This window comes from Dyella sp. 01L423 (assembly GCF_056399945.1).
In genome coordinates, this window is the sequence record NZ_JBFTSI010000001.1 from 233611 (window position 1) to 258492 (window position 24882).

A 24882-nucleotide genomic window follows, 5' to 3' on the forward strand; every position below is an offset into this window, starting at 1 on the left:
TGACGCAGCTCTTTGTTGCAATCCATACTCATGCGTATGGTATCGACAGCCCCTACCCAGAAATCCACCAGCTACGTCACGGCGGTCGACGGCCTGACACTGGCAAGCGAAGTCCGCCAGCCGTCCGGTCACCCGACCCTGCTGTTCGCGCACGGCTTCGGCCAGACGCGCGGTGCTTGGCGCGCTACCGCCGAGGCGCTGGCCGATGAAGGCTTCCGCTGCGTCACCTTCGATGCGCGCGGCCATGGCGAGAGCGGTCACGTGGCGGGCGGCGATTACCACATGGAGCAATTCATCGGCGACCTGCGCCTGCTGGCGCACGCTGAGCTGAGCAAGCCGATCCTGGTCGGGGCGTCGATGGGTGGTCTGCTCGGGTTGGTGATTGCAGGCGAAATCGATCCGGAGGCGTTTCGCGCGCTCGTGCTGGTCGACATCACGCCGCGTTGGGAAACCAAGGGCGTGGAGCGCATCCTGGCCTTCATGCAGGCCCATCCCGACGGCTTCGAAAACTACGCGCAGGCGGCCGACGAAATCGCCAGATACATGCCGCATCGCGCCGAACGCAAGACCGAAGACCAATTACGCCCACTCCTGCGCGAAGGCGACGACGGCCGTCTGCGCTGGCATTGGGATCCGGCCCTGCTCAACGGGCTGGTGAGCGAGAGCGAGCGTTACCAGCCGCGCCTGATGTCGGCAGCGGCGAAGGTGCGCGTGCCGGTGTTGCTGTTGTCGGGCGGACGCAGCGATGTCGTCTCGCGCGACACCGTCGACGAATTCCTGCAGTTGGTGCCGCATGCCGAGCATGTGGAGTTGCCGCGCGCCACGCATATGGTCGCCGGCGACGCCAACGACGCATTCACCCGCGAGATCGCACGATTCGTGGGCCAGCTTTCCTCTACCGACCGCAGCGATGCGGTCACGGCCTGAATCCATAGTTCCACCAAGACGTCATGCGTAACGAGGTGTTTGAATGTCCGTGATACTGACTTTGCTGGCGGCGCTGATTGCCACTGGCGCCTGTGCCTACCACCGCAGCAGTCTGCGCACGTGGGCGATCGCTACGGTAATCGCTACCGTCGTGGTCGGCCTGGTCGCCGGCGCGCCGTGGACGACTTTCATCCTGGTGGTGATCGAACTGGCGATCGCCGTGCCGCTGCTGATGGACGGTTTCCGTCGCAAGCAGATCAGCGCGCCGCTGCTGAAGATGTTCGCCAAGGTCACGCCCAAGCTTTCCGAAACCGAACAGACCGCGCTGGAAGCAGGCACGGTCGGCTTCGAAGGCGAGCTGTTCTCCGGCAAGCCCGACTGGCACGAGCTGCTCAAGCAGCCCAAGCCGGAATTGAGCGTGGAAGAGCAGGCCTATCTCGATGGCCCCGTGGAAGAACTCTGCGGCATGATCGATGACTGGCAGATCACCCACGAGCTGGCCGATCTGCCGCCGGACGTCTGGGCTTACATCAAGAAGCACAAGTTCTTCGGCATGATCATCCCCAAGCAGTACGGCGGCCTGGGCTTCTCGGCGCTGGCGCATTCGGCGGTGCTGCAGAAGCTGGCGACCATGTCGGCCACGGTGGCCTCGACGGTGGCCGTGCCCAATTCGCTGGGTCCGGCGGAACTGCTGCTGCACTACGGCAGCGACGAGCAGAAGAATCACTATCTGCCGCGCCTTGCAGTGGGTGAAGAAATTCCGTGCTTCGCGCTCACCGGTCCGTACGCCGGTTCCGATGCCACGTCGATCACCGACTTCGGCGTGGTCTGCAAGCAGGTGGTCGACGGCGTCGAAACGCTGGGCATGAAGCTCACCTTCGACAAGCGATATATCACGCTCGCGCCGATCGCCACCGTGGTGGGTTTGGCCTTCCGTCTGTACGACCCGGAGAAACTGCTGGGCGAGAAGGAAGACCTGGGCATCACGCTGGCACTCCTGCCGCGTTCCACGCCGGGTCTGGAAATCGGTCGTCGTCATTTCCCGCTGAACGTGCCGTTCCAGAATGGTCCGCTGCACGGCAAGGACGTGTTCGTGCCGATGTCGGTGCTGATCGGTGGCCCGCATATGGCCGGCCATGGCTGGCGCATGCTGGTGGAATGTCTCTCGGTGGGTCGCGCCATTTCGCTGCCGTCCAACGCCACGGGCGGCGTGCGCGCTGCCGTGGCGGCGACGGGTGCGTATGCGCGCATGCGCAAGCAGTTTGGTCTTTCGATTGCCCGCTTCGAGGGCGTGGAAGAAGCACTCGCCCGTATCGGCGGCCTGACCTACGCCACGGCCGCACTGTCGCGCGCGACGGCGGCCGCGGTGGATCGCGGCGAGAAGCCGGCGGTGCCGTCGGCCATCGCCAAGTACCACGCTACCGAGTGGGGCCGCACTATCGCGGGTGATGCGATGGACGTGCACGGCGGCAAGGCCGTGCAGCTGGGTCCGAAGAACTACGCTGGCCGCGCCTGGCAGGGTGTGCCTATCGCCATCACGGTGGAAGGCGCCAACATCATGACGCGCAGCCTGATGATCTTCGGTCAGGGCGCCATCCGCTGCCATCCTTATGTGTTGAAGGAAATGCAGGCGCTGGCGATTCCGGATTACGGCGATCGCCTCAGGGCGTTCGATCGCGCGTTGTTCGGCCATATCGGTTTTGGCATCTCCAACGCCGTACGCTCGCTCACGCTGGGTCTTACCGGTTCGCGCATTGGCGACACCGCGGGCGATGCCTATGTGCGCCGCTACTACCGCAAGCTCAACCGCTACTCGGCGGCGCTCGCGCTGTGTGCCGATACCTTCATGGGCGTGCTCGGAGGCAAGCTGAAGTTCAAGGAGAAGCTGTCCGCCCGCCTGGGCGACGTGCTGAGCTATCTCTATATCGCCAGCGCCATGCTCAAGCGCTACGAGGACACCGGCCGTCCGGAAGCCGATCGTCCGCTGCTGGCATGGGCGTTCCATGAGTGCATGTGGCGTATCCAGACCTCGCTCGACGGCGCTATCCGCAACTTCCCGGTGCGCCCGGTTTCGTGGCTGCTGCGCGCGCTGGTGTTCCCGTGGGGCCGCCGCGAAGTGCCGCCGTCTGATCGCCTGGGTCGTCGCGTTGCCGCGATCATCACGGCGCCGGGCGAAGCACGTGATCGCCTGCTCGAGTGGACCTACCTCACGCCGACCGCCAACAACACCATCGGTCGCATGAACGCGCTGTTGCCGGACGTGATCGCAGCCGAGCCGGTGGAGCGCAAGTTCGGCAAGGCGCAGAAGGCCGGCCAGTTCAAGTCGCACGACTACGTGGGTCAGCTGGTCGAAGCCATGCAGGCGGGCGTGATCAATGCCGCCGAATTCGAACTGCTCAAGCGTGTGCGCGAGGGCGTGTTCGAGTTCATTTCGGTGGATGACTTCGATCCGTCTGAACTGCGTGCCGCGGTGACGCGCGCCGATCGCAACAAGAAGCTGGCTGACGCGGCTTGATGAATAGCGGGGTTTTGTAGTCGACGAGACCTCGCTTTTCGCTGTGCGCTGAAGGCACTGGATCCCAGCCTTCGCTGGGATGACGGTGAGGGTCAACGATTCACTCTTGCTCGTCATCCCAGCGAAAGCTGGGATCCAGCGCCTTCGGCCTGACGGCGAATCGTGGCCCTACCCAAGCGCGCAACTCAAAGGAATGCCACGATGAATCAAGCGCTGTCCCTCTATCGCCGTCTTGTGTCTCTCCCCGGCGGTCGCTGGCTCTACGGCCGCCTGATCTGCTTCAAGGCGCCTTACTTCGCCACCATTTCGCCGCAGTTCCGCGCACTGGAACCTGGCCGCTGCGACGTGGCCATTCGCGATCGCCGCCGCGTGCACAACCATATCGGCACCGTGCACGCCATTGCGCTGTGCAATGCCGCCGAACTCACCGCCGGCATGATGACCGACGTTACCATCCCCTCGAGCATGCGCTGGATTCCCAAGGGCATGACGGTGGAATACCTAGCCAAGGCCACGGGCACCTTGGTGGCGCAGGCCAGGCCGGAATCGCCGGCGCGGGAGGCGACCAGCGGCTACGCGTGGCCAGTGCTGGTGAGTGTGCGCAACGAAGCCGCTGAAGAGGTATTCCGTGCGCGTATCGACATGTGGGTGTCGCCGCGCAAGGCGTGATTCAGGGCGACATCACGCAGCAGTTCTTGCCGCTGTCCTTGGCCTGATAGAGCGCGCGATCGGCGGACTGGATCAGATCCTCGTCGGCCTGGCCGTCACCTTTCCAAAGCGTCACGCCGATGCTCGCGCTGACCTGGGCTTCGAACGGGCCATGGCGTCCTTCGAGCGGGTAGGGTGCGGCCAGCGCGTTGCCGATGTCCTGACAGCGGCGCATGAGCAACTCCACGTCCGCCACGTCTTCCAGGATCAACGCGAACTCATCGCCGCCGAGGCGAGCGACCGTGTCATTGCTGCGCACCTGGTCGCTTAGTCGTTCCGCGATGGCTTTCAGCAAGGCGTCGCCTGCCGGATGGCCATGGTTGTCGTTGACGCCCTTGAAGCCATCGATATCGAGCATGGCCAGTGCGAAGCCCGGCCCATGGCGAGGCACGCGCTGCATCGCGGTCAGCAAGCGGTCGTGGAACAGCGTGCGATTGGGCAGGCCGGTGAGCGTGTCGTGGGTGGCCTGGTGCCGGATCTGTGCCTCGATGCGTCGGCGCTCGGCGATTTCCGCGTTGAGCTGATCGTTGCGCTCTTCCAGTTCGGCGAGCGTCGACTTCAGCGCGGCGCGTGCGCGGTACAGCTCGAGGAACACCCGCACCTTCGATTGCAGGATCATGTCGTTGATCGGTTTAGCGATGTAATCCACCGCACCGAAGTGATAGCCGCGCACGCGGTTGATGTCGTCGGCGTAGGCGGCCGTGACGAAGATGATCGGCGTCTCGCGCAGCCGTTCATCCTCGCCGATCAGGAAGGCCACTTCGAAGCCGTCCATCTCGGGCATGTTCACGTCGAGCAGGATCAGCGCGAATTCGTGGTCCAGGCACAGTGCCAGCGCTGCGTTGCCGTTATCGGCCTCGTACAGTTCCGCGCCGCTGTCGGCGAGCAGGTGGCGCATGGCGACGAGGTTGGCCGGGGTGTCGTCGACGACGAGAATCTTGGGGGCGGGCAGGTTCATGGCAGGCACAGACGGTTGAGCAGCGGCGCGATCGCCGCCAGTGGTAGGCAATGGTCCGCACCGGCGCGTTCGAGCGCGGCGGCGGGCATGGTCGCAACTTCGGCGTCGGTTGGATCCTGCACCACGGCAAGCCCCCCCGCTTGCCGTACATGCACGAGTCCATCGGCGCCATCGCTGTTGGCGCCGGTGAGTACGATGCCGATCAGCGTGTCGCGATACGCCTCGGCGGCCGATTCGAACAGCACATCGATGGAAGGACGCGCGAAGCTCACGCGCTGATCCACCGACAGCGAGAAGCGTCGACTGGCTTCGACCAGCAGGTGGTAGCCGCTGGGCGCCACGTGGATCACGCCGCCGCGCATGGGCGCGCGCTCGCGGGCTTCCTCCACCGGCAGGGTGGCGTGCTTGGCCAGCAACTCGCACAACAGGTCCACGGTGGGAGAGCCGGTATGGCAGCACACGGCAATCGGTTGAGGCAGGGCCGGATCGATCCTCGCAAACAGCTGCTCCAGCGCAGTGAGGCCGCCCGCCGAACAACCGATCACGATGGCCTGTGGGACGGCCATGTCATTCCTTACCTGCGCCGCGCGACCCCAGGCGGTAGATGCGGCGTGCCGCATCTACCGGCGTGAAGTCGGCGGCCGCGGGCGCGAAATCCAGGCTTTCGCGCGTGCCCAGGCAGAGGAAGCCGCCGCGCACCAGGCTGTCGCGGAACAGCGCAAGCGTCCTGTCCTGCAGCGGGTCTGAAAAGTAGATCAGCACGTTGCGGCACAGCACCAGATGCGCTTCGCAGAACACTTCGTCAGTGACCAGGTTGTGGTTGGCAAACGTCACATTGCGGCGCAGACGCTGATCCAGCTTGATCAGCTCGTAGCGTGCGCTGTAGTAGTCGGCCAGCGTGTGGCTGCCGCCGGCCGCCAGATAATTGCGCGACCACAGCTGCGCCTCTCGCGACGGGTAGATGCCTTCCTGCGCGTGCCTGAGCGCGGCCTCGTTGAAATCCGTCGCGTAGATCTGCGTGCGATCGTACAGGCCGGCTTCTTCCAGCAGGATGGCCAGTGAGTAGACTTCCTGCCCATGCGCGCAGCCAGCCTGCCAGATGTTGATCTGCGGATAGGAGGCAAGCACGGGAAACACCTGCTCGCGTAGCGCGAGGAAGACATCCGGGTCGCGGAACATCTCCGAAACCGGCACCGACAGTCCTTCTAGCACAGCGGGCAGGAAATCCTTCTCATGCAGCACGCGGGTGGTCAGCGCGCTCACCGTATCGGCGTGTTGCGCATGCGCCAGCTGGATCACGCGCCGCTTCAGCGAGGCGGGCGCGTACTGGGTGAAGTCGTAGCCATGACGCAGCTTGAGCGCCCGCACGAACAGCTCGATCTCGATGTCTTCGAGCGCTGTATCGACCACTTTCGCCTTGTCGGCCCGCTTGCTCATCGATGCAGCCACACGTGCATCATCGACGACAGTTTGTCGATGTCGATCGGCTTGGACAGGTAATCGTTGGCGCCCGCTTCGAGGCATTTCTCGCGATCGCCGCGCATGGCTTTCGCCGTGAGCGCAATGATCGGCAGCTTGGCCAGCTGCGGCTGTGCGCGGATTTCGCGGATGGTGTCATAGCCGTCCATCACCGGCATCATCACGTCCATCAGCACCAGCTCGATGTCGCTGTTGTCGGCCAAGGCCTTGAGTGCCTTCAGGCCGTCCTGCGCCATCGTCACATGCATGCCCCAGCCGCGTAGCACCTTGGACAGCGCAAACAAGTTGCGCATGTCGTCATCGACCAGCAGTACTTTGCGATGGACGAGTTCGTGGGCATCGGTTATCGAAGGCGCGGGCGATGCCGCAGTCGCCTTGGCGCCAACGGCGGCCTGGCGCGCGCGGCCGCCCTGGATGCTGTGCAGGAAGAGGCTCACTTCATCCAGCAGGCGCTCTGGCGAGCGTGCGCCCTTGATGACGATGCTGTCGGTGTACTGGCGCAGCTTGAGGCTCTCTTCGCGGCTCAGCTCGCGGCCGGAATAGACCACCACCGGCGGAATGCTGCCGGCGGCGGAGAGCTGTTCGAGAAGCTCGATGCCCGAGATGCCCGGCAGGCCCAGGTCCAGCACAATGCAGTCGTACGTCGTGCCGCGCATGCGCTCAAGCGCTTCTTCGGCGCTGCCGGCTTCCTCAATGGTGACATCGTCGTTGCGCAGCAGGGTGCGCATGGCGGCGCGCGAGTCGGCATCGTCGTCGACGATCAGCAGATGTCGCATGCGGCCTTCGGCAAAATGCAGGAGGCGATCGAACGCATCGCCGATCGCTTCGCGGCTGACCGGCTTGGTGAGGAAGCCGACGGCGCCAAGATCGCGACCGCGGTTCGCTTCATCGACAGCGGAGATGAAATGCACGGGGACATGACGCGTGGACGCGTTTTCCTTCAAGCGCTCGATCACCGTCCAGCCATCCATACCCGGCAGCATCACGTCGAGCAGGATACCGGTGGGGCTGTGCTTCGCCGCCAGTTGCAGGCCCGATTCGCCATCGGCGGCGGCCAGCACGCGATAACCCTTGCGGCGCACCATGTCGGCGAGGATGCGCGCAAACACCGGATCGTCCTCGATGATCAGGATCACGGTGTCGCCTGGTGTCACGCTGGCGCGATCGTCTTCGATCGTTTCCGGCAATAGCGCCTGCGTCATCGTGGGCCGGGTCGTGGCGGGCGCCGTGATCCCGTTGGAGGGTGCCGTGATGGGGACGCCGGAGGGGCCCGCCAGCGGCAGCAGGATGGTGAAGGTGCTGCCGTGCCCGACCTCGCTGTGCAGCACGATGTCGCCATCAAGCAGTTCGGCGATGCGCTTGGAAATGGTCAGGCCCAGGCCGGTGCCGCCGTATTGGCGGCTGGTGCTGGCGTCGACCTGTTCGAACGCCTGGAAAATCTTCTGCGCCTTGTCCGGCGGGATGCCGATGCCGGTGTCGGTCACCGCGATGGCGATCACGTCCTTGCCCTGCATGCCCGGCGGCAAACTGATCGCTGCTGAAGGGCGCCCGATATGCGCGGTCACCGAACCATGGTGGGTGAACTTGAAGGCATTGCCGATCAGGTTGTTGGCGATCTGCTCGAGTTTGGTGGCGTCGGTGCGCAGCGTGCCCGGCAGGCCGGCGTCGATCTTCACGATGAAGTCGATCTGCTTGTCCTGCGCCACATGGTTGAAGGTGCGCTTGAGTGCGCGCTCCAGGTCGGCCAGCGGGAAGTCGTCCAGCACCACGTCCATCTTGCCGGCCTCGACCTTGGACAGATCGAGGATGTCGTTGATCAGGCGCAGCAGGTTGCTGCCCGAGTCGTGGATGATGCGCGCCGACTCCACCTGTTCGCCATCGAGGTTGCCTTCGCGGTTGTCGGCGAGGCTGCGAGAGAGAATCAGCAGGCTGTTGAGCGGCGTGCGCAGCTCGTGCGACATGTTGGCGAGGAACTCGGACTTGTACTGGCTGGCGCGCGCCAGCTCTTCGGCCTTTTCCTGTGTCTCTCGCTGCAGGGTTTCCAGCACGTGTTTCTGCTGGTTGAGCGTGTCGGTCTTCTGGCGCAGTTCTTCGTTGGAGGCCTGCAGTTCTTCGGTCTGCACGCGCAGCTCTTCTTCCGAGGCGAGCAGGCGCTGGGATTGCTCCTGCAGCTCGTGGGTCTTGGCGTTGAGTTCTTCGTTGGTGACCTGAAGATCCTGCTGCTGGCGGCGCAGGGTTTCTTCCGAAACGCGCAGCTCGTCGGCCTGCTCGCTGGTGCGCTTGAGCAGATCCTGCGTGCGGATGGCGCGACCCAGGTTTTCCAGCGACAGCGAGGCAATCGGCAACAGCTCGTTCAACAGGCGTTGCTGGGGCTCGGTGAAATGGTGGAAGCTGGCCAGTTCCAGCACGCCCAGCAGCTTGTCGCGCAGGATCAGCGGCAGCACGGTGATGGTGTTCGGCGATGCTTCCCCGCTGCCAGAGTGGATACGCACGTAATCGTCCGGCACATCCTGCAGCGTGATCGGCTTGCGTTCCAGCGCGCTCTGGCCGACCAGTCCTTCACCCAGCGCGTACTCGGTGCTCAAGTGGCGACGCTGCTGGTAGCCGTAGCTGCCTTGCAGGCGCAGTCGCTGGTCCTGCTCGTCAAAGCGATAGAACACGCCGACACCGCATTCGAGCAGCGGCCCCAGCGTGCCGGTCAGCTGCTCGGCGAACTCGCGTTCGGTTTCCACTTTCTGCAAGTCGCTGGCGATCTGCGAAACCTGCGTCTTCACCCATGTCTGCGCCGCGGTTTCGATGGCCATCTGCTTGAATACCTGCAGGGCCCGGGCGATCTCGCCGATTTCGTCGCGGCGTTCCAGTTGGCGGATTTCAACACTGTGATCGTGCCCGGCCAGGCGCGTCATCAGGTCGGTCATGCGGCGAATCGGGCGCGTGATCAGGCGGAAGGTCATGTACACCACCGAGCCGCCGAGCAGCAGGCTGAGCAGCATGGTGATCCAGGTAACGGCGCGTACTTCCCTCACGTCGCGCTGTTGCGTGGCTTCGCGCTGGTCCAGCAGCGCGGCCTCGGTATCGTCCATCTGCTTGAGTACGCCGAGAATGTCGGCCACGAAGACGGTGCGGTGCGCGAGGTAACTGGTCTGCACGCGTATGCGTTCCATCGCCGATTCGGCGGCGTCGTTGGCGCGGATGGCCTGCATGGGCTCGATGCCGTTCTGCATCGCGTCCTTCTGCCATTGGTCCGCCATCGATTCGATACGGTCGATGCGGCCCTGCTGCAGCGGGTTGTCAGTCGTCAGGGCGCGCAGCTCGCTGAGGTCCCGGGCGAGCGCCGCGTCGGCTTGCTGGTGCGCCGCCAGCTCAGGACCTTGCGGGTTGAGCAGGAAGCCGCGCAACGCCATCTGGCTGGCCTGCAGATGTTCGGTGACGTCGTCGATCTTGGAGCGCACGTCGTAGGTATGCCGCGACCAGTGCGTACTGATGTCCTGCCGCGACAACGACTGCAAGCTGACCACGCTGCAGATCACGAACAGCAACACGAGGGTGCCGATCGCGACCAGGATTTTCTGCTGCATCGGCTGGTGGGCCAGCCAGGAATAGCGGTTTTTCGGGGCGGCCATACGTCTTCACAGTGGCAAGACCTGGCAATCCTGCCAGGCCGGGGCGGTTCCCCTCAGGGTATCCGCAGATTTGTGAAGACGATAGCTGGCCTCAGACCGTGTTGGCGGTTCGACGCCAGGACGGCGGCACGATGCTGCCGCGACGTACGGCCACGATCAGCAGCAGTGCCGAGCACGCCGAACACACGATCAGCGCGACCACCGAGGCCTCAGCGCCGAACACGCCGCCGCTCAGCCAGTCCGGGCCAGTGCAGTTGGATACCAGCCAGCCATGCGCGGCCGTGCCCGACACCGGTATGCCGTAGACCGTGCCCTGCATCACGTTCCACGCCGCATGCAGGCCGATGCAAGGCCACAGCGAACGGGTCACGTGATAGAGCAAGGCCAGCAGGATGCCGGCCTCGATGGCGATGGCGAGCGAGCTCCACAGCGTGGCGCCGGGATTGAAGATATGCGCCGCGCCAAAGAACAGCGCGGCGATGGCCAGCGCCCACCAGGTGCCGAGGCCTTCTTCCAGCGTGCGGAAGAGGATGCCGCGAGTAAGGATTTCCTCGAACACGCCGGCGCCGATGCCGGTCAGCAGCACGGCCGGTAGCCAATTCACTTCGGGATCCGTGCCGGTGACGTGATAGCTGCCGGCGAGCCAAAGCACGAACACGACAAGGCTGATCAGCAAGGCGCCGGCAAGCAGCCCGGCGAGGCCGAGCGTGAACATGTCGCGCAGGGCAAGTTCTCGCAGGGGGCGGCGTTCGATGGCTTTTACCAGTACGGCGTACGCCACCAACGATGAGATCAACTCCATCGCAAGAATGCCGACGGCGCGCGACAACGGCGACACGCCCGGTCCCACCAGACCCATGGCCCCAACGCCCACGGAGACGAGCTTGAACAGCACAAAGCACAATGCGCCGAAAAAGAAGATGCGGCCCATCGGCGAGAACACCATCCAGCGTTGCCAAGGCGTGGCGGTGGCGGGCGTGGTGAAGGCGAGCTGTCCTGCTGGCATGTGTGTCATCCCCCTGATGGTGGGGGGAGGGTAGCAGCCGGGCGAGTGCTTGTTACAGGGGCATGGGTTGTCGCGCACGTCTGCGCTCACACAAAAACGGTCAGCTGCAAGGAGCCGTCACCCTTGTGGGAGCGCACATATGCGCGACGGCAGTTTGAGCGGGCTGACGGGTTTCCGCTAGATTCATTCCTCTCACCGTCATTCCCGCTTTCGCGGGAATGACGATGAGGGGGAGCCGGATACCAGGAGTTCGTCAACGCGCTCTTAGAGGTCCAGCGACGTCGCGTGCTCGCGCGTCGCCGAGAAACGCACGCCCGGCGAACGCTCCTGCGCCAGTTGCAGGTTCACCCGCGACGGCGCGAGATAGACCAGTTCGCCTGCGGCATCGATGGCCAGGTTGTTGGCGTTCTTCTCGCGGAATTCCTCGAGCTTCTTGGCGTCGTCGCAGTGGATCCAGCGCGCGGTAGCCACGGTGACCTGCTCGAAGCTGGCATCCACGCCGTATTCGTCTTTGAGGCGATAAGCCACCACGTCGAACTGCAGAACGCCGACCGCGCCGAGGATCAGGTCGTTGCTCATCAGCGGGCGGAAGAACTGCGTGGCGCCTTCTTCGGACAGCTGCGCCAGGCCCTTCTGCAGCGCCTTCATCTTCAGTGGATCGCGCAGGCGAGCGCGTCGGAACAGTTCCGGCGCGAAGTTGGGGATGCCGGTGAAGCTCACCATCTCGCCCTCGGAGAAGGTGTCGCCGATGCCGATGGTGCCGTGGTTGTGCAGGCCGATCACGTCGCCGGGGTACGCACTTTCGACGATTTCGCGATCGCTCGCCATGAAGGTCAGCGCGTTGGCGATGCGCACGTCCTTGCCGGTGCGCGTCTGCATCATCTTCATGCCGGCGCTATAGGTGCCCGAGCACACGCGCATGAACGCGATGCGGTCGCGGTGCGCGGGATCCATATTGGCCTGGATCTTGAACACGAAGCCGGTGAGGGCTTCCTCTTCCGGTTTCACTTCGCGCGACAGCGTGGCGCGCGAACGCGGCGATGGCGCGTGCTCGACGAAGAAATCCAGCAGCAGCTGCACGCCGAAGTTGTTCACCGCCGAGCCGAAGAACACCGGCGTGAGTTTGCCGGCGAGGTACTGCTCGATATCGAACGGATGCGAGGCGCCCTGCACCAGTTCCAGCTCGTCGCGCAGTTCGGACAGCGCCTCGGCGCCGATCATCGCTTCGAGGCCCGGTGCATCCAGGCCCTTGAAGATGGTCGAATCCTGGCGGGTGAAGTTCTTGCCCTGCTCGAACACGTGCACTTCATCGAGCAGCAGGTGGTACACGCCCTTGAGGCGCTTGCCCATGCCGATCGGCCAGGTCAGCGGCGCGCAGGCGATGCCGAGCACCGATTCCACTTCGTCGAGCAGTTCGATCGGCGAGCGACCTTCGCGGTCGAGCTTGTTGATGAAGGTCATGATGGGCGTGTCGCGCAGGCGGCACACCTCCATCAGCTTGATCGTGCGTTCTTCCACGCCCTTGGCGCAGTCGATCACCATCAGCGCCGAGTCCACCGCGGTGAGCACGCGGTAAGTGTCTTCGGAGAAGTCCGCGTGGCCCGGGGTGTCGAGCAGGTTGACGATGCGGCCCTCGTACGGGAACTGCATCACCGACGAGGTCACCGAGATGCCGCGCTCCTTTTCCAGCGCCATCCAGTCGGAGGTGGCGTGGCGGGCAGCCTTGCGGCCCTTCACTGAGCCGGCCATCTGGATCGCGCCGCCGAACAGCAGCAGCTTTTCGGTCAGCGTGGTCTTGCCCGCGTCAGGATGGCTGACGATGGCGAAGGTGCGGCGGCGGCGGGTTTCGGCGAGGTGGGCAGACATGGAGGTGGGTCGGCAGGAAGGCTAGCCGCCAATGATAGCGTGGAACGGCCGGCCAGCCGGCCTCAGGGCTCTGGCCCGCTACCTGATAGCCGGCAGGCGCCCGCTGCCGACAAAGCTGTTCAGCTTTGCGGGACCGGCTCCAGGACCACCGTTGCAGCGACAGCGTCCGGCCGGCCCATGCGCCTCAGCCATCGATAGTGCGAGGCCAGGCCCGCGCCAAACGAGGCATTCGCGTGATACGGCACGCCGTATTCGCGGCAGGTCGCTTCGACCACCCGTGAGATGGCCGGATAGTGCACGTGGCAGATGCGGGGAAACAGGTGGTGCTCGACCTGGAAATTCAGGCCGCCGACCAGCCAGGTGACCAGCCGGTTGTCGCGCGAGAAATTCGCCGTGGTTTGCAGCTGATGGATCGCCCACGGCGTGTCCATGTGGCCCGATTCGCTGGGCTCGGGAAACGCGGCTTCTTCCACCGCATGCGCGAGCTGGAACACCAGGGCCAGCTGCAGACCCGCCACCACGGCGACCAGGCCGTAGCAAAGCAGCACGGCGCTCACCGCATGGAAGATCAGCGGCAGGCCCAGGGCAAGCGTGAAGAACACCAGCTTGCCGATGATGAAGACCGCCAGATCCTTGCCTTTGGGGCGCGGGAAGCGGCGCTTGCCGATCGTGCCCATCATCACGTCGCGAAAATCGTCATGCAGATGCCAGCTCACGACCGTCAGGCCGTACAACACCCACAGATAGATGTGCTGCCAGCGATGATGCCAGTAGTGCTTCTGTTGCGGCGCGAAGCGCGCCAGCGCACCCAGGTTGATGTCGCTGTCGTAGCCGTCGATATTGGTATGGGTGTGGTGAAAATGCGCGTGCTTCCAATGCCACACATACGAGCTGCCGCCGACCAGGTCCAGCGTCATGGCCATCCATTTGTTGACGCGGCGGTGCTCGGAAAAGGCCTGATGGCCGGCATCGTGCATGATGTTGAAGCCGATCTGCGCGGTCGCCACGCCCAGTGCGACACTGAGCAGCACGCCTTGCCACCAGGTGGCCGCGAAAAACACCAGCAACACGTATGACGCCGCGAAGGCCGCGAGAATGAGCGCTGTCTTCAGGTAAATCTTCGCGCCATCCCGCTGCGTTTGCCCGCTTTGCTTGAAATAGGCCTCGACCCGCCGCCGCAACTCGCGCTGGAACGTGTTGTCGCCGTTGAACTTGAGCCGATCCGAGGAGGCAGCCGCATGCGACGTTCGAACGGCCTCGGCCGTTCGATGGGGTGAAGCAGGGGACATGCAGGGCACTCTGGGCGGGCGGGGAGTGAGTGCATGCTAGCCGATGCACCGATAACGGTTTGTTCGGCGGCTACTCGCGGGTCAGCAGATCTTCGTAGAACGCGCCGTAGGGCTCAGTCGGGTGCGCGATCTGAATCTCCAGGATCCACAACCCGCTGGACGGTGGTTCGCCGTATTCGCCCAGATCGCCCGCCTTATGCACCGAGTGCGGGAAGTCGCTGACGCGATGACCCTTGATCTCATGGTTGAGGCGCCAGCCCATGGCCTGCGCCTGCTGCTCGGCAAACGCGTACAGCGCTTCGCCGCTGAGACCTTGGCTGCGCCATGCATCGGCGGTGACCTGGAACAACTCGCGGGCGGCGTCCGCGCAGGCCTGCAGCTCCGGCGCGTTGCCCACCACGAAGGTGTCGCCCACATCGCCCTCATGGCCTTCGAACACCAGGCCCAGATCGATGAAATAGATGTCGTTCTCACCCAGGCGCACCGGCTCGGAGCGCTCGCGGTAGGTCTTGGTGGTATTGCTGCCGATGCGGATGATCGCCGGATGCCATAGCCGCTCCATGCCCAGTGCGCGGAACACATCGGCGGCTTCGGCCTTCGCTTCATCTTCGGATATGCCCGGACGCATGCGCTCGCGGATGCCATGCAGCGCCGCCCAGGTGCGTTCGCGGGCATGCAGCATCTGTTGCGGGTCGAAGCGGTCGCCGACCGCTTCCTGAGGCACGAGTGTCATGACAGGCCGGTGATGGCGGGGAAGGAGAAAAGCATCGCACAGAGGAGTCCGCGATGCAGGTCACGCCGCACGGAAACGCTCAGGACAGCACCACCAGCACGATGCCGATCAGCGCTGGCAGGGCCTGAATCCACAGCACTTTGCGACTGGCGGTGAAGCCGCCATAGATGCCGGCCACCAGTACGCACCCCAGGAAGAACAGCGTGATCGACCGGCCGGCATCGCCCAGCCACAGGCCCCAGCCCAGGCCGGCGGCCAGGAAACCGTTGTACAGGCCCTGATTCGCTGCCAGCACCTTGGACTGCTCGGCGAACTCCTTGCTCAGGCCAAACGCGCGCCGACCGGCGGGGCGGGTCCACAGGAACATCTCCAGCACCAGGAACCACACGTGGAGCAGGGCGACGAGGGCAACGACGAGATGGGCGACGAGAGACATCGGTGTCCATGGGCAAGAAGGCGAGGGGCGCAGTGTTGCAGCCCGCGTAGGGCGTCGCAAACCCGCTGCCACTAACTCTTCCGGCCAGTGGTTGCTCCCATGGCGCCAGCGTAGGTTGACCAGGCTGGGTCTCGCAAGGAGTGGCGCCCGAAGGACAAGGACGTGGCACCTGGGGGCAAGGGGCATGGCCTGGCCATTCCACACTCCGGGGAGTCACCGCCATGAACAAGTCAGTATCGCTAGGCCTGTGCCTGCTTCTGCTGTTTCCCCTTGCCGCGATGGCCGATGGGCCGTTCGACGGCACCTGGAAGGTCGACATGAGCAAGGTGCAGATGCCCAAGAAGCCCGATGTCTTCGTGCTCAAGGACGGCATGTACGACTGCAAGACCTGCGTGCCGCCGGTGAGCATCAAGGCGGACGGACAGGATCATGCGGTCAGCGGCCATCCGTATCTCGATTCGATGGCCGTGCAGGTAGTGGATGCTCACACCATCAAGGAAACCGACAAGAAGGGCGGCAAGGTCGTTGCCACCACGACGATTACCGTGGCACCCGACGGCAAGGCCGCGCATTTCGAGTTCAGCGACAGCAGCAACAGCAGCGGAGCGCCGGTCACCGGCAACGGCGAGATGAAACAAGTGGCGGCAGGCCCGGCCGGCTCGCATGCGGTATCCGGCTCATGGGTCACGGCCAGTATCGCCAACATGTCGGAGAACGCCACCGAAATCACCTTCAAGGAAGAGGGCGGCATGCTCAACATGAGCGCGCCGACGGGCCAGTCCTATCAGGCGAAACTGGACGGCACTGAGGCGCCATACAAGGGCGATCCAGGCATCAACAGCGTGACCGTGAAGAAGACCGGCAAGATGTCGATGGTGGAAACCGACAAGCGCGATGGCAAGGTCGTGAGCGTACTTACCTCCACCGTGTCCGCCGACGGCAAGACCATGAAGGTTCAGATGGACGACAAATTGCACGATCGCAGCATGGCATTCGTTGCAGTGAAGCAGTGATGAGCGCCTCGCCCGGCCTCCACGCAGGCCGGGCGAGGCCCCGATGTGGTTGCAGCTGTAACCGTCACATCCATAAAAAACTGTCGATGGCTAGATGCATAGACGTTTAGACGTCTATTGACACAGCCTCTCATGGTCGTTAGATTCCACCTTACTCATCGAGACCGGCGGAGGGACAGGCCCTTTGAAGCCGGGGCAACCTGCGGAACTTTTCCGCGACGGTGCCAATTCCTGCGGCAGCGCTTCGGGCGCAAGCCGCGAGATGAGGGCAAGCCAGCACCACCGCGCTTCGGCCGGTCGTGCCTTGCTCTCCTCTCCGGTCCGCAGGTCGATGCCGACCGGAGAAGAGCCCCATGTCCAGCCAGCCGCAACCCATCCCGTCCGTCGCCACCGCTCCCGCCGCGGTTGCTGGCGGCATGCGGCCGGATCTGACCACCCAGCGCTGCAGCCGTCGTATCGTCATCACGCCAAAGTACGGCAGTGCGCCGTGCGAGCTGGAAGTGAGCTACCTGTGGTGCGGCGCGCCCGATGCGCCCACGGTGATCGTGCAGGGCGGCATCTCGGCCTCGCGTGATGTGGTGGCGCTGGACGGCGAGACCCCGCCGGGCTGGTGGCAGTCCCAGGTAGGCGCCGGCCAGCCGCTGGATCTGGACCGCTATCGCGTCCTCTCGATCGACTGGATCACCCCGGCCGATCTCGACAGCGCGCAGGCCGTGTCCAGCGAGGACCAGGCCGACGTGCTCGCCGCGCTGGTGGAGGAGCTTGGCATTGGCCGCGTGCACGCCTTCATTGGTTCGTCCTATGGCGCCATGGTGGCGCTGGCCTTTGCCGCGCGTCACCCGTATGCCCTGGGCCGGCTGGTGCTGCTGGCCGGTGCGCATCGTCCGCATCCGCTGGCCACGGCGCAGCGCTCGGTGCAGCGTGGCATCGTGCGGCTGGGGCTGGCCAGCGGGCAGTCCGACGAGGCCTTGTCGCTGGCGCGCCAGCTGGCCATGACCACCTATCGCGGCAGCGAAGAGTTCGCACGGCGTTTCAGCGCCGCGCCGGAGTTTCGCGATGGCCGTTTCCATTTCCCGGTCGAGGACTATCTCGAACACGCGGGCCGCCGCTTCGTCGAGCGCTTCGATGTCGAGCGCTTCCTGGCCCTGTCCGAATCCATCGACCTGCACGACGTGACGCCTGAGCAGGTGGCCGCACCGGCGACCCTGATCGGCTTCCCGTCCGATCGTCTGGTGCCTCTGGCCGACCTATGCGAGCTGCAGCGCCGCCTGCATGGCCCGGCCACGCTCGAAGTGGTCGAGTCGCCCTACGGCCACGACGCCTTCCTCAAGGAAACCGACCGCCTCGCGCCGCTGCTGCGCGACGCGCTGGCCGGTTGTTGACCCGAACTTAGAACGCATCACGCACGGAGATTCACCATGAGCGACACCCCCAGCCTGTTCACCCGCGCCGTGCGCGCCGGCATCGAGTCAGACACCCAGCACGGCGCCGTGGTGCCGCCGTTGCATCTGTCGACCAACTACGCCTTCGAAGGCTTCGGCAAGAAACGCGCCTACGACTATTCGCGCAGCGGCAATCCGACCCGCGATTTGCTGGCCGAGGCACTGGCCGAACTGGAGCAGGGCGCGGCCGCCGTGGTGACGGCCAGCGGCATGGCGGCGGTGGCGCTGGCGCTGGAACTGGTGCCTGCCGGTTCGCTGGTACTCGCTGCGCACGACTGCTACGGCGGTACCTGGCGACTGCTGGACGCCTGGGCCAAGAAGGGCCGCTTCCAGGTCCGCTTCGTCGATCTCACCAACGCACACTCGCTGGCCGAAGGTCTCGCTGCGAAGCCGTCGCTGGTGTGGGTGGAAACGCCGTCGAACCCGCTGCTGCGCATCACCGATATCCGCCACGTGGCGCAGGCGGCGCATGCCGTGGGCGCGCTGGTGGTGGTGGACAACACCTTCCTCTCGCCAGCCCTGCAGCAACCGCTGACCTTGGGTGCCGACGTGGTGGTGCATTCCACCACCAAGTACATCAACGGTCACAGCGATGTGGTGGGCGGCGCCGTGGTGGCGCGCGACGCCGCGGTTGCCGAGCAGCTGAAGTGGTGGGGCAACTGCAACGGCCTCACCGGTGCGCCGTTCGATAGCTTTCTTACCTTGCGTGGCCTGCGCACCTTGAATGTGCGTCTGCGCCAGCACCAGGAAAATGCCGTGCGCATCGCCGAGCGTCTGGACGGCCATGCGGCCGTACGCAAGACCTATTACCCCGGCCTCTCGAGCCACGTTGGCCATGCGCTCGCCGCGCGCCAGCAACAGGGCTTCGGCGCGATGCTCAGTTTTGAACTGGAGGGCGGCGAGGAGCAAGTCGCTGCGTTCGTCGAAGGCCTGCACTTCCACTCGCTGGCCGAGTCGCTGGGTGGCGTGGAAAGTCTGGTGGCGCATCCCGCCTCGATGACGCACGCCTCGATGGCGCCGGAAGCGCGCCGCGCCGCCGGCATTGCCGATACGCTGCTGCGCCTGTCGGTAGGCATCGAAGATGGCGACGATCTGCTGCGCGATCTCGACGCTGCGCTGCTGCGTGCCGAAGCGGTGAGCCAGGCCAAACGTCGGGTGATCGCGTGAGTGCGGTGCTGAGCGAGCCTGTACAGGCATCGAAAGCGCAGGTGTCGCCGGCCATCGCCGCCGTGCTGCTTGGCACCGGCGTGGTCGGCGGCGCCTTCCTGAAGTTGCTCAACACGCCAGCGGCGTCGTCGATCCGCCTGGTAGGCGCCGCCAATTCGCGCCGCCAACAGACGCAAGTGGAGCAACTGGCCGACCGCGCCCTGCGCGAAAAACTCAAGACCCACGGTGATGTGCGCAATGACGCGCTGTTGCTCGAAGCGCTTGAGACGAACGCTGCGGCGGTCAAGGTGATCATCGACGCCACCGCCTGCGGCACGCTCGCGTCGCGGCATGCCGAGTGGCTGGCGCGTGGCTATCACGTGGTGACGGCGAACAAATCGCTTGCCGGTGGCGACCTGCCGGGATGGCGCGCGCTGCAGGCCGCGCTGGCACAGGGCGGCCGCTACGGCGATTCGGCCACCGTCGGTGCGGGCTTGCCGGTCATCTCGACCTTGCGCCGACTGCGTCATTGCGGCGATGCGCTGCTCACGCTGGAAGGCGTGTTCTCCGGCTCGCTGTCCTACCTGTTCAACCAATACGACGGCAGCCAGCCGTTCTCCGCGCTGCTGCGTCGCGCTCGCGAGCTCGGATATACCGAGCCCGATCCGCGCAGCGATCTTTCCGGCGAGGACGTGGCGCGCAAGCTGCTCATCCTCGCGCGCTGTGCGGGTTTTGCCTTGCGTCCCGATGAAGTGGAAGTGGAAAGCCTGGTGCCGGAAAGCCTGCGCCAGCTCGATGTCGAGAGCTTTCTGTCGCGCCTGGAAGAACTCGACGAGCCGCTTGCCACGCGCTACACCGAAGCGAAGGCGCGTGGCGGTGCATTGCGCTTCCTGGCCCGCCTCAACCAGCGTGGCCGCGCGCGCGTCGGTTTGGTCGAAGTGCCGGCAAACCATCCTGCCACGCGCCTGTACGGCACCGACAATCAGTTCGCGCTCAGCACCACACGCTACAACTCACAGCCGCTGGTGATCCAGGGGCCTGGAGCGGGGCCGGAAGTGACGGCTCAGGCTTTGTTGGGGGACGTGCTGGCGTTGGTGTGAAGCCTGAGGGTTCGTGAGTCGCGCACAGGGTGCGCTCCCACAGAGTTTCGAGTGACCTGTGGGAGCGCACCCTGTGCGCGACTGGCCTCCGGGAACCGGTCACCCCCAAAAGAAAAACGCGCGGTGATCAGCCGCGCGTTTTTCCATGGCATACCGGTAACGATCAATCGTGCACGTGCGGATTCGCCTCAGCCTCTTCCACCGACGGCGTGCGCCAGCCGGACTTCACGCCCCACACGTAGAACACCAATCCAATGAAGGCGACGACGGCCAGGTCCCAGCCATAGCTGAGGTAGCCGATGCCGCCGAAGTCAGTGCTGCCCACGTGCGAGACCAGCGCCAGCGTCGGCAGATAGAAGATCAGCCACCAGGCGCCCTTCAGCTGGCGGCCGAAGTCGTGCCACTTCACCTTCGCCTGGTAATACAGGTAGACCGGCAGCGCCACGACCATCAGCAGGATGATCTCGCCGGTGAGCGGCCAGCGCGCCCAGTACAGCAGCTCGGTCGCCATGATGAAGGCGACGCCGGCAAGGATCGGCAAGCCAGTGATGCGCAGCGGGCGGTGCAGGTTCGGCGCGGTACGGCGCAGCGTCATCGCGCTCACCGGGCCGGTGAGATACGAAATGATCGTGGCCACCGAAATCACCGCCGCCAGCGTGCCCCAGCCGCGGAACTTGAACAGGAACAGATACGAGACGGCAAGGTTGAACCACATCGCCGGACGCGGCACGCCCCACTTGGGGTGCACACGGCCGAGCACTTTCGGCAAGGTGCCGTTGCGCTCCATGCCGTAGATCATGCGCGCCGTGGTGGCGGTATACGTCATGCCGGTGCCGCTGGGGCTGATGAACGCATCCACGTACAGCAGCATGGCCAGCCAGTGCAGGTTGACGATGATGGCGAGCTCGGCGAACGGCGAGCGGAAATCGATGCCGTGCCAGCCAGCCTTGGCCAGCATGTCCGGCGGCACCGAACCCAGGTAGGCGACCTGCAGGATGATGTAGACGACAGTGGCCAGCAGGATCGAGCCGATCACCGCGAACGGGATGCTCTTGCCCGGGTTGCGCGCTTCGCCGGCCAGATTCACCGGGCTCTGGAAGCCGTTGAAGCTGAATACGATGCCGGCCGTGGCAACTGCCGTGAGCACGGCGGCAAAGTCGATGGCATGCGCGTCGCCATTGACGCCCACCGAGAAGTTCTCGGTGTGGAAGCCGCTGGCGATCAAGGCCAGGCCGGTAGCGGCCGGCACCACCAGCTTGAACACGGTGATCAGCGTATTGGAGCGCGCGAACAGCTTGACGCTCCAGAAGTTGACCAGGAAGTAGATCAACACCAGCACCGCGGCGATATACAGGCCCGGCAGGCTCAGTTCGCCATGCCCGTCGGGCATGTGGATGTACAGATCCTGCGCCCACTTCCACGGCCAAGAGGCCATGTATTGCACCGATGCTTCGGCTTCCACCGGGATCACCGAGACGATCGCGATCCAGTTGGCCCACGCGCCGATAAAGCCGACCAGCGAACCGTGCGAATAGTGGCTGTAGCGCACCATGCCGCCGGACTCGGGGAACATCGCGCCCAGCTCCGCATAGGTCAGGGCGATGGTCATGATGATGGCGGCGCCGAGCACCCAGGCCCACACCGCGCCCGGACCGGCGAGGCCGGCCGCGCGCCAGGCGCCAAACAGCCAGCCGGAGCCGATGATCGAGCCCAGGCCGGTAAGCATCAGGGCGAACGGGCCGACATCGCGGCGCATTGAAGATTGAGACATGCAGGTCCCCAGGGACAGTGGATCGACGGGCCGCCTCCCGGGCGACACAAGGGGCCGATGATGACAGACCGGTCAGGGAACTGTCAGCCCGCTTGACGTCGCCAACCGTGGCGCAACGCAACACCCAGGTCATTGAATCGACGGCTGAAACAACTCGAAAGCCGATCGAAGGAAGCGATCCTGGAACGGATCGGGGGCCTTCTTGGCATCCCGGAAATTGGCGTAGGCGGGGCGGACGGCTAGTATCGGGACTTCCCCCTCGAGGTCGGCGAACCATGATCCGTGCGACGTGGTTGGTGGTGATGGCCGCGGCGGTTGCCGCGCTTTCGATGCCGGCGAGCGCGGGCGACGCAGCCCGCGATGCGCTGACCAAGCGCGCCCAGGCTGGCGACACCCAGGCGCAAGTCGCGCTGGGGCGCTCCCTGCAAGACGACGGGGTGGCAGCCGACAAGGCCGCCGGCACCGAGTGGTATCGCAAGGCCGCCTTGGCCGGCAGTGCGGAGGGCGCATGGATGCTTGGCTCGGCCACCATGGCTGGGGTAGGCGTCGCCCGCGATGTACCCGCCGCCATCGACTGGATGCGCAAGAGCGTCGCCATCGATCAGAACCCCGACCATATGGCTGTGCTCGCCGTGGCGCTGTTGTCCACCGGTGGCATGCCCGAAGCCCTGCAATGGGCTCAGAAGGCCGCCGACAAGGGATCGTCCAAGGGCATGGAAGTGTTGGCGATGGCGCGCCTGTCGGGCGAGATGGGCCTGCCCAAGGACATCGCGCTCGCCGAGAAACTATTGAACGCGGCGGCGCAGAAGGGCGATGTCGATGCCGAACTGTCGCTGGGCCAGTTCTATATCACCGGTCTGTTCGGTCGGCAGGACGTAGCTGCGGGCGTGCGCTGGCTGCAAGCGGCCGCCGACGCCGGCAGCGCGAAAGCCGCAGGCACGCTGGCGTACTTTCTGATCACCGGCAAGCAAGGCGTGCCCACCGATGCGGCGCGTGGCGTGGCACTGGCGCGCAAGGCGATGGCCGCCAACGAGATGCTCGGCCACTACGCGATGGGTGTGGCCTATGTCACCGGCACCGGCATTGCGGAAAATCCCGCCGAAGGCTGGTACCAGATCTCGCTGGCGCAGCGCATGGACAATCAGCAGCAGTTGAAGAGTGCGGCCGATTATCTGGCCAAGGCATCGGCCAAGCTGACGCCGGCACAGCTAGCGCAGTTGAAAGCGCGTGTGGATGCGGATGCAGGAGCTGCCAACGCACCTTCGGGTTGACGACGCATTGCAATCGTCACGATTTTCACCGTCATCCCAGCGAAAGCTGGAAGCGCTATTCAACAGCCGAATGGCTGGTCATCCAGTGACTTGCTTTGACGCACACGAAAGTCACTGGGTCCCAGCTTTCGCTGGGACGACGGGCTGATCGATGCAGGATCGTCGATCAAGCCCTAGCATCAACACTCGATAACGTTCACCGCCAAGCCGCCGCGCGAGGTTTCCTTGTACTTGTCCTTCATGTCGCGACCCGTGTCGCGCATGGTGGCGATCACCTTGTCCAGCGACACGCGATGCTTGCCGTCGCTCTTGAGCGACATGCGGCTGGCGTTGATCGCCTTGACCGAGCCCATCGCATTGCGCTCGATGCAGGGAATCTGCACCAGGCCGCCGATCGGATCGCAGGTTAGGCCAAGGTTGTGTTCCATGCCGATTTCGGCGGCGTTTTCCACCTGCAGCACGTTGCCGCCGAGTGCAGCGGTGAGGCCGCCGGCAGCCATCGAACAGGCCACGCCGACTTCACCCTGGCAGCCCACTTCGGCGCCGGAAATCGAGGCGTTCTCCTTGTAGAGAATGCCGATGGCCCCGGCGGTGAGCAGGAAATCGATGATGCCGTTCTCGTCCGCTTTCGGAATGAAGCGGTGGTAGTAGTGCAGCACGGCCGGCACGATGCCGGCGGCGCCGTTGGTCGGCGCCGTGACGACGCGGCCGCCGGCGGCGTTTTCTTCGTTGACTGCAAGCGCGTAGAGGTTGACCCAGTCGAGAATGGTCAACGGATCTTTGAGCGCCGCTTCCGGCTGGCTGCGCAATTCCTCGGCCATGGCCGGTGCGCGACGCACCACCTTCAGGCCGCCCGGCAGCACGCCGGGCGAGCGCAGGCCGCGATTGACGCAATCCTGCATGGCCTTCCAGATCACCAGCAGGCCGGCGCGGGTTTCCGCTTCGCTGCGCCACACTTTCTCGTTTTCCAGCATCAGCTGGGCAATCGTGAGCTGGTGCTTCTCGCAAAGCGCCAGCAGCTCGTCGCCGGTGGAGAACGCGTAGGGCTGCTCGGTGGTGTCGGCGACGATGCGGTCTTCGGCCGCTTCATCGTGGTTCACCACGAAACCGCCGCCCACCGAGTAGTAATCGCGCGTGGCCAGCTCGTGGCCTTCGGCGTCATAGGCGGAGAAACGCATGCCATTGGTGTGGAACGGCAGCTTCTGGCGCTTGTTGAAGACCAGGTCGCGTTTTTCTTCGAATTCGATCTCGTGCTTGCCCAGCACGCGCAGGCGATGGCTGGTGCGGATGCGCTGCAGCGTCTCGGGAATATGGTCGGGGTCGACCGTATCCGGATGCGCGCCTTCGAAGCCCAGCAGCACGGCCTTGTCCGTGCCATGGCCGCGACCGGTCATGGCCAGCGAGCCGTACAGCTCGGCGCGCACGCGCACCACGCGATCGAGCACGCCCTTTTCCTCCAGCCAGCGCTCGGCAAAGCGCGCCGCGGCACGCATCGGGCCGACGGTATGCGAAGAGGACGGACCGATGCCGATCTTGAACAGGTCAAATACGCTGACAGCCATGGAGACACGCGAAGTGGGCGGGGAGAATTACCCATTG

The 24882-nt window shown here is 64.9% G+C and carries 19 protein-coding genes and 1 riboswitch; of the genes, 8 read left to right on the top strand and 11 right to left on the bottom strand.

The genetic code is table 11. From position 1 onward, the window contains the following. Positions 1-36: 36 nt before the first annotated feature. From AC1DMY_RS01040 to AC1DMY_RS01050, 3 genes are all read left to right on the top strand, one after another. Complete coding sequence (locus AC1DMY_RS01040) at positions 37-927, top strand: alpha/beta fold hydrolase (protein WP_477164166.1); 891 nt, start codon at positions 37-39, stop codon at positions 925-927. Positions 928-970: 43 nt separating this feature from the next. Beyond that, on the top strand, positions 971-3442 hold the full coding sequence (locus AC1DMY_RS01045; RefSeq protein WP_477163198.1) for an acyl-CoA dehydrogenase: 2472 nt from the start codon (positions 971-973) through the stop codon (positions 3440-3442). A gap of 201 nt (positions 3443-3643) precedes the next feature. Continuing rightward, the gene (locus AC1DMY_RS01050; RefSeq protein ID WP_477163199.1) at positions 3644-4111 is read left to right on the top strand and encodes a hotdog fold domain-containing protein; all 468 of its coding nucleotides are present in this window, start codon (positions 3644-3646) and stop codon (positions 4109-4111) included. A 1-nt stretch (position 4112) separates the two neighbouring features. On the opposite strand, the gene AC1DMY_RS01055 is transcribed toward AC1DMY_RS01050, so the two are convergent. From AC1DMY_RS01055 to AC1DMY_RS01095, 9 genes are all read right to left on the bottom strand, one after another. After that, positions 4113-5108, bottom strand: a complete 996-nt coding sequence (locus AC1DMY_RS01055) for a diguanylate cyclase domain-containing protein (RefSeq protein WP_477163200.1) — start codon at positions 5106-5108, stop codon at positions 4113-4115. Next, complete coding sequence (locus tag AC1DMY_RS01060) at positions 5105-5674, bottom strand: chemotaxis protein CheB (protein WP_477163201.1); 570 nt, start codon at positions 5672-5674, stop codon at positions 5105-5107. Before AC1DMY_RS01060 ends, AC1DMY_RS01055 begins: the two co-directional genes overlap by 4 nt. Position 5675: 1 nt before the next feature. Continuing rightward, positions 5676-6545 carry a CheR family methyltransferase gene (locus tag AC1DMY_RS01065; protein ID WP_477163202.1) on the bottom strand — a complete coding sequence of 290 codons (870 nt, stop codon included), beginning with the start codon at positions 6543-6545 and terminating at the stop codon, positions 5676-5678. Next, the gene (locus AC1DMY_RS01070) at positions 6542-10210 is read right to left on the bottom strand and encodes a response regulator (protein ID WP_477163203.1); all 3669 of its coding nucleotides are present in this window, start codon (positions 10208-10210) and stop codon (positions 6542-6544) included. Before AC1DMY_RS01070 ends, AC1DMY_RS01065 begins: the two co-directional genes overlap by 4 nt. A gap of 91 nt (positions 10211-10301) precedes the next feature. Beyond that, positions 10302-11216, bottom strand: coding sequence for a lysostaphin resistance A-like protein (locus AC1DMY_RS01075; RefSeq protein WP_477163204.1), 915 nt, complete (start codon positions 11214-11216; stop codon positions 10302-10304). A 264-nt stretch (positions 11217-11480) separates the two neighbouring features. Further along, positions 11481-13082 carry a peptide chain release factor 3 gene (locus tag AC1DMY_RS01080; RefSeq protein WP_477163205.1) on the bottom strand — a complete coding sequence of 534 codons (1602 nt, stop codon included), beginning with the start codon at positions 13080-13082 and terminating at the stop codon, positions 11481-11483. A gap of 119 nt (positions 13083-13201) precedes the next feature. Next, on the bottom strand, positions 13202-14371 hold the full coding sequence (locus tag AC1DMY_RS01085) for a fatty acid desaturase family protein (protein ID WP_477163206.1): 1170 nt from the start codon (positions 14369-14371) through the stop codon (positions 13202-13204). Between the two features lie 70 nt (positions 14372-14441). Beyond that, positions 14442-15104, bottom strand: coding sequence for a M24 family metallopeptidase (locus tag AC1DMY_RS01090; protein WP_477163207.1), 663 nt, complete (start codon positions 15102-15104; stop codon positions 14442-14444). Between the two features lie 79 nt (positions 15105-15183). Then, positions 15184-15540 carry a DUF1304 domain-containing protein gene (locus AC1DMY_RS01095; protein WP_477163208.1) on the bottom strand — a complete coding sequence of 119 codons (357 nt, stop codon included), beginning with the start codon at positions 15538-15540 and terminating at the stop codon, positions 15184-15186. A gap of 221 nt (positions 15541-15761) precedes the next feature. Here AC1DMY_RS01095 and AC1DMY_RS01100 point away from each other — a divergent pair, with 221 nt between their 5' ends. From AC1DMY_RS01100 to AC1DMY_RS01115, 4 genes are all read left to right on the top strand, one after another. Further along, positions 15762-16553, top strand: coding sequence for a hypothetical protein (locus tag AC1DMY_RS01100; protein ID WP_477163209.1), 792 nt, complete (start codon positions 15762-15764; stop codon positions 16551-16553). A 152-nt stretch (positions 16554-16705) separates the two neighbouring features. After that, positions 16706-16822: riboswitch (SAM riboswitch) on the top strand. An 84-nt stretch (positions 16823-16906) separates the two neighbouring features. Beyond that, positions 16907-17935: a homoserine O-succinyltransferase MetX gene (gene metX / locus AC1DMY_RS01105; RefSeq protein ID WP_477163210.1), complete on the top strand. Its 1029-nt coding sequence runs from the start codon at positions 16907-16909 to the stop codon at positions 17933-17935. Between the two features lie 36 nt (positions 17936-17971). Then, positions 17972-19162, top strand: coding sequence for a cystathionine gamma-synthase (metB, locus tag AC1DMY_RS01110; protein WP_477163211.1), 1191 nt, complete (start codon positions 17972-17974; stop codon positions 19160-19162). Next, complete coding sequence (locus AC1DMY_RS01115) at positions 19159-20241, top strand: homoserine dehydrogenase family protein (RefSeq protein ID WP_477163212.1); 1083 nt, start codon at positions 19159-19161, stop codon at positions 20239-20241. Before metB ends, AC1DMY_RS01115 begins: the two co-directional genes overlap by 4 nt. A 163-nt stretch (positions 20242-20404) precedes the next feature. On the opposite strand, the gene AC1DMY_RS01120 is transcribed toward AC1DMY_RS01115, so the two are convergent. After that, positions 20405-22012 carry an APC family permease gene (locus tag AC1DMY_RS01120; protein ID WP_477163213.1) on the bottom strand — a complete coding sequence of 536 codons (1608 nt, stop codon included), beginning with the start codon at positions 22010-22012 and terminating at the stop codon, positions 20405-20407. A 275-nt stretch (positions 22013-22287) separates the two neighbouring features. Here AC1DMY_RS01120 and AC1DMY_RS01125 point away from each other — a divergent pair, with 275 nt between their 5' ends. Continuing rightward, positions 22288-23283: a tetratricopeptide repeat protein gene (locus tag AC1DMY_RS01125; protein ID WP_477163214.1), complete on the top strand. Its 996-nt coding sequence runs from the start codon at positions 22288-22290 to the stop codon at positions 23281-23283. 179 nt (positions 23284-23462) lie between these two features. Here AC1DMY_RS01125 and AC1DMY_RS01130 read toward each other — a convergent pair whose 3' ends face one another. Beyond that, a complete protein-coding gene (locus AC1DMY_RS01130) occupies positions 23463-24845 on the bottom strand; it encodes an L-serine ammonia-lyase (RefSeq protein WP_477163215.1) in 1383 nt (460 codons plus the stop codon). Between the last annotated feature and the right edge of the window lie 37 nt (positions 24846-24882).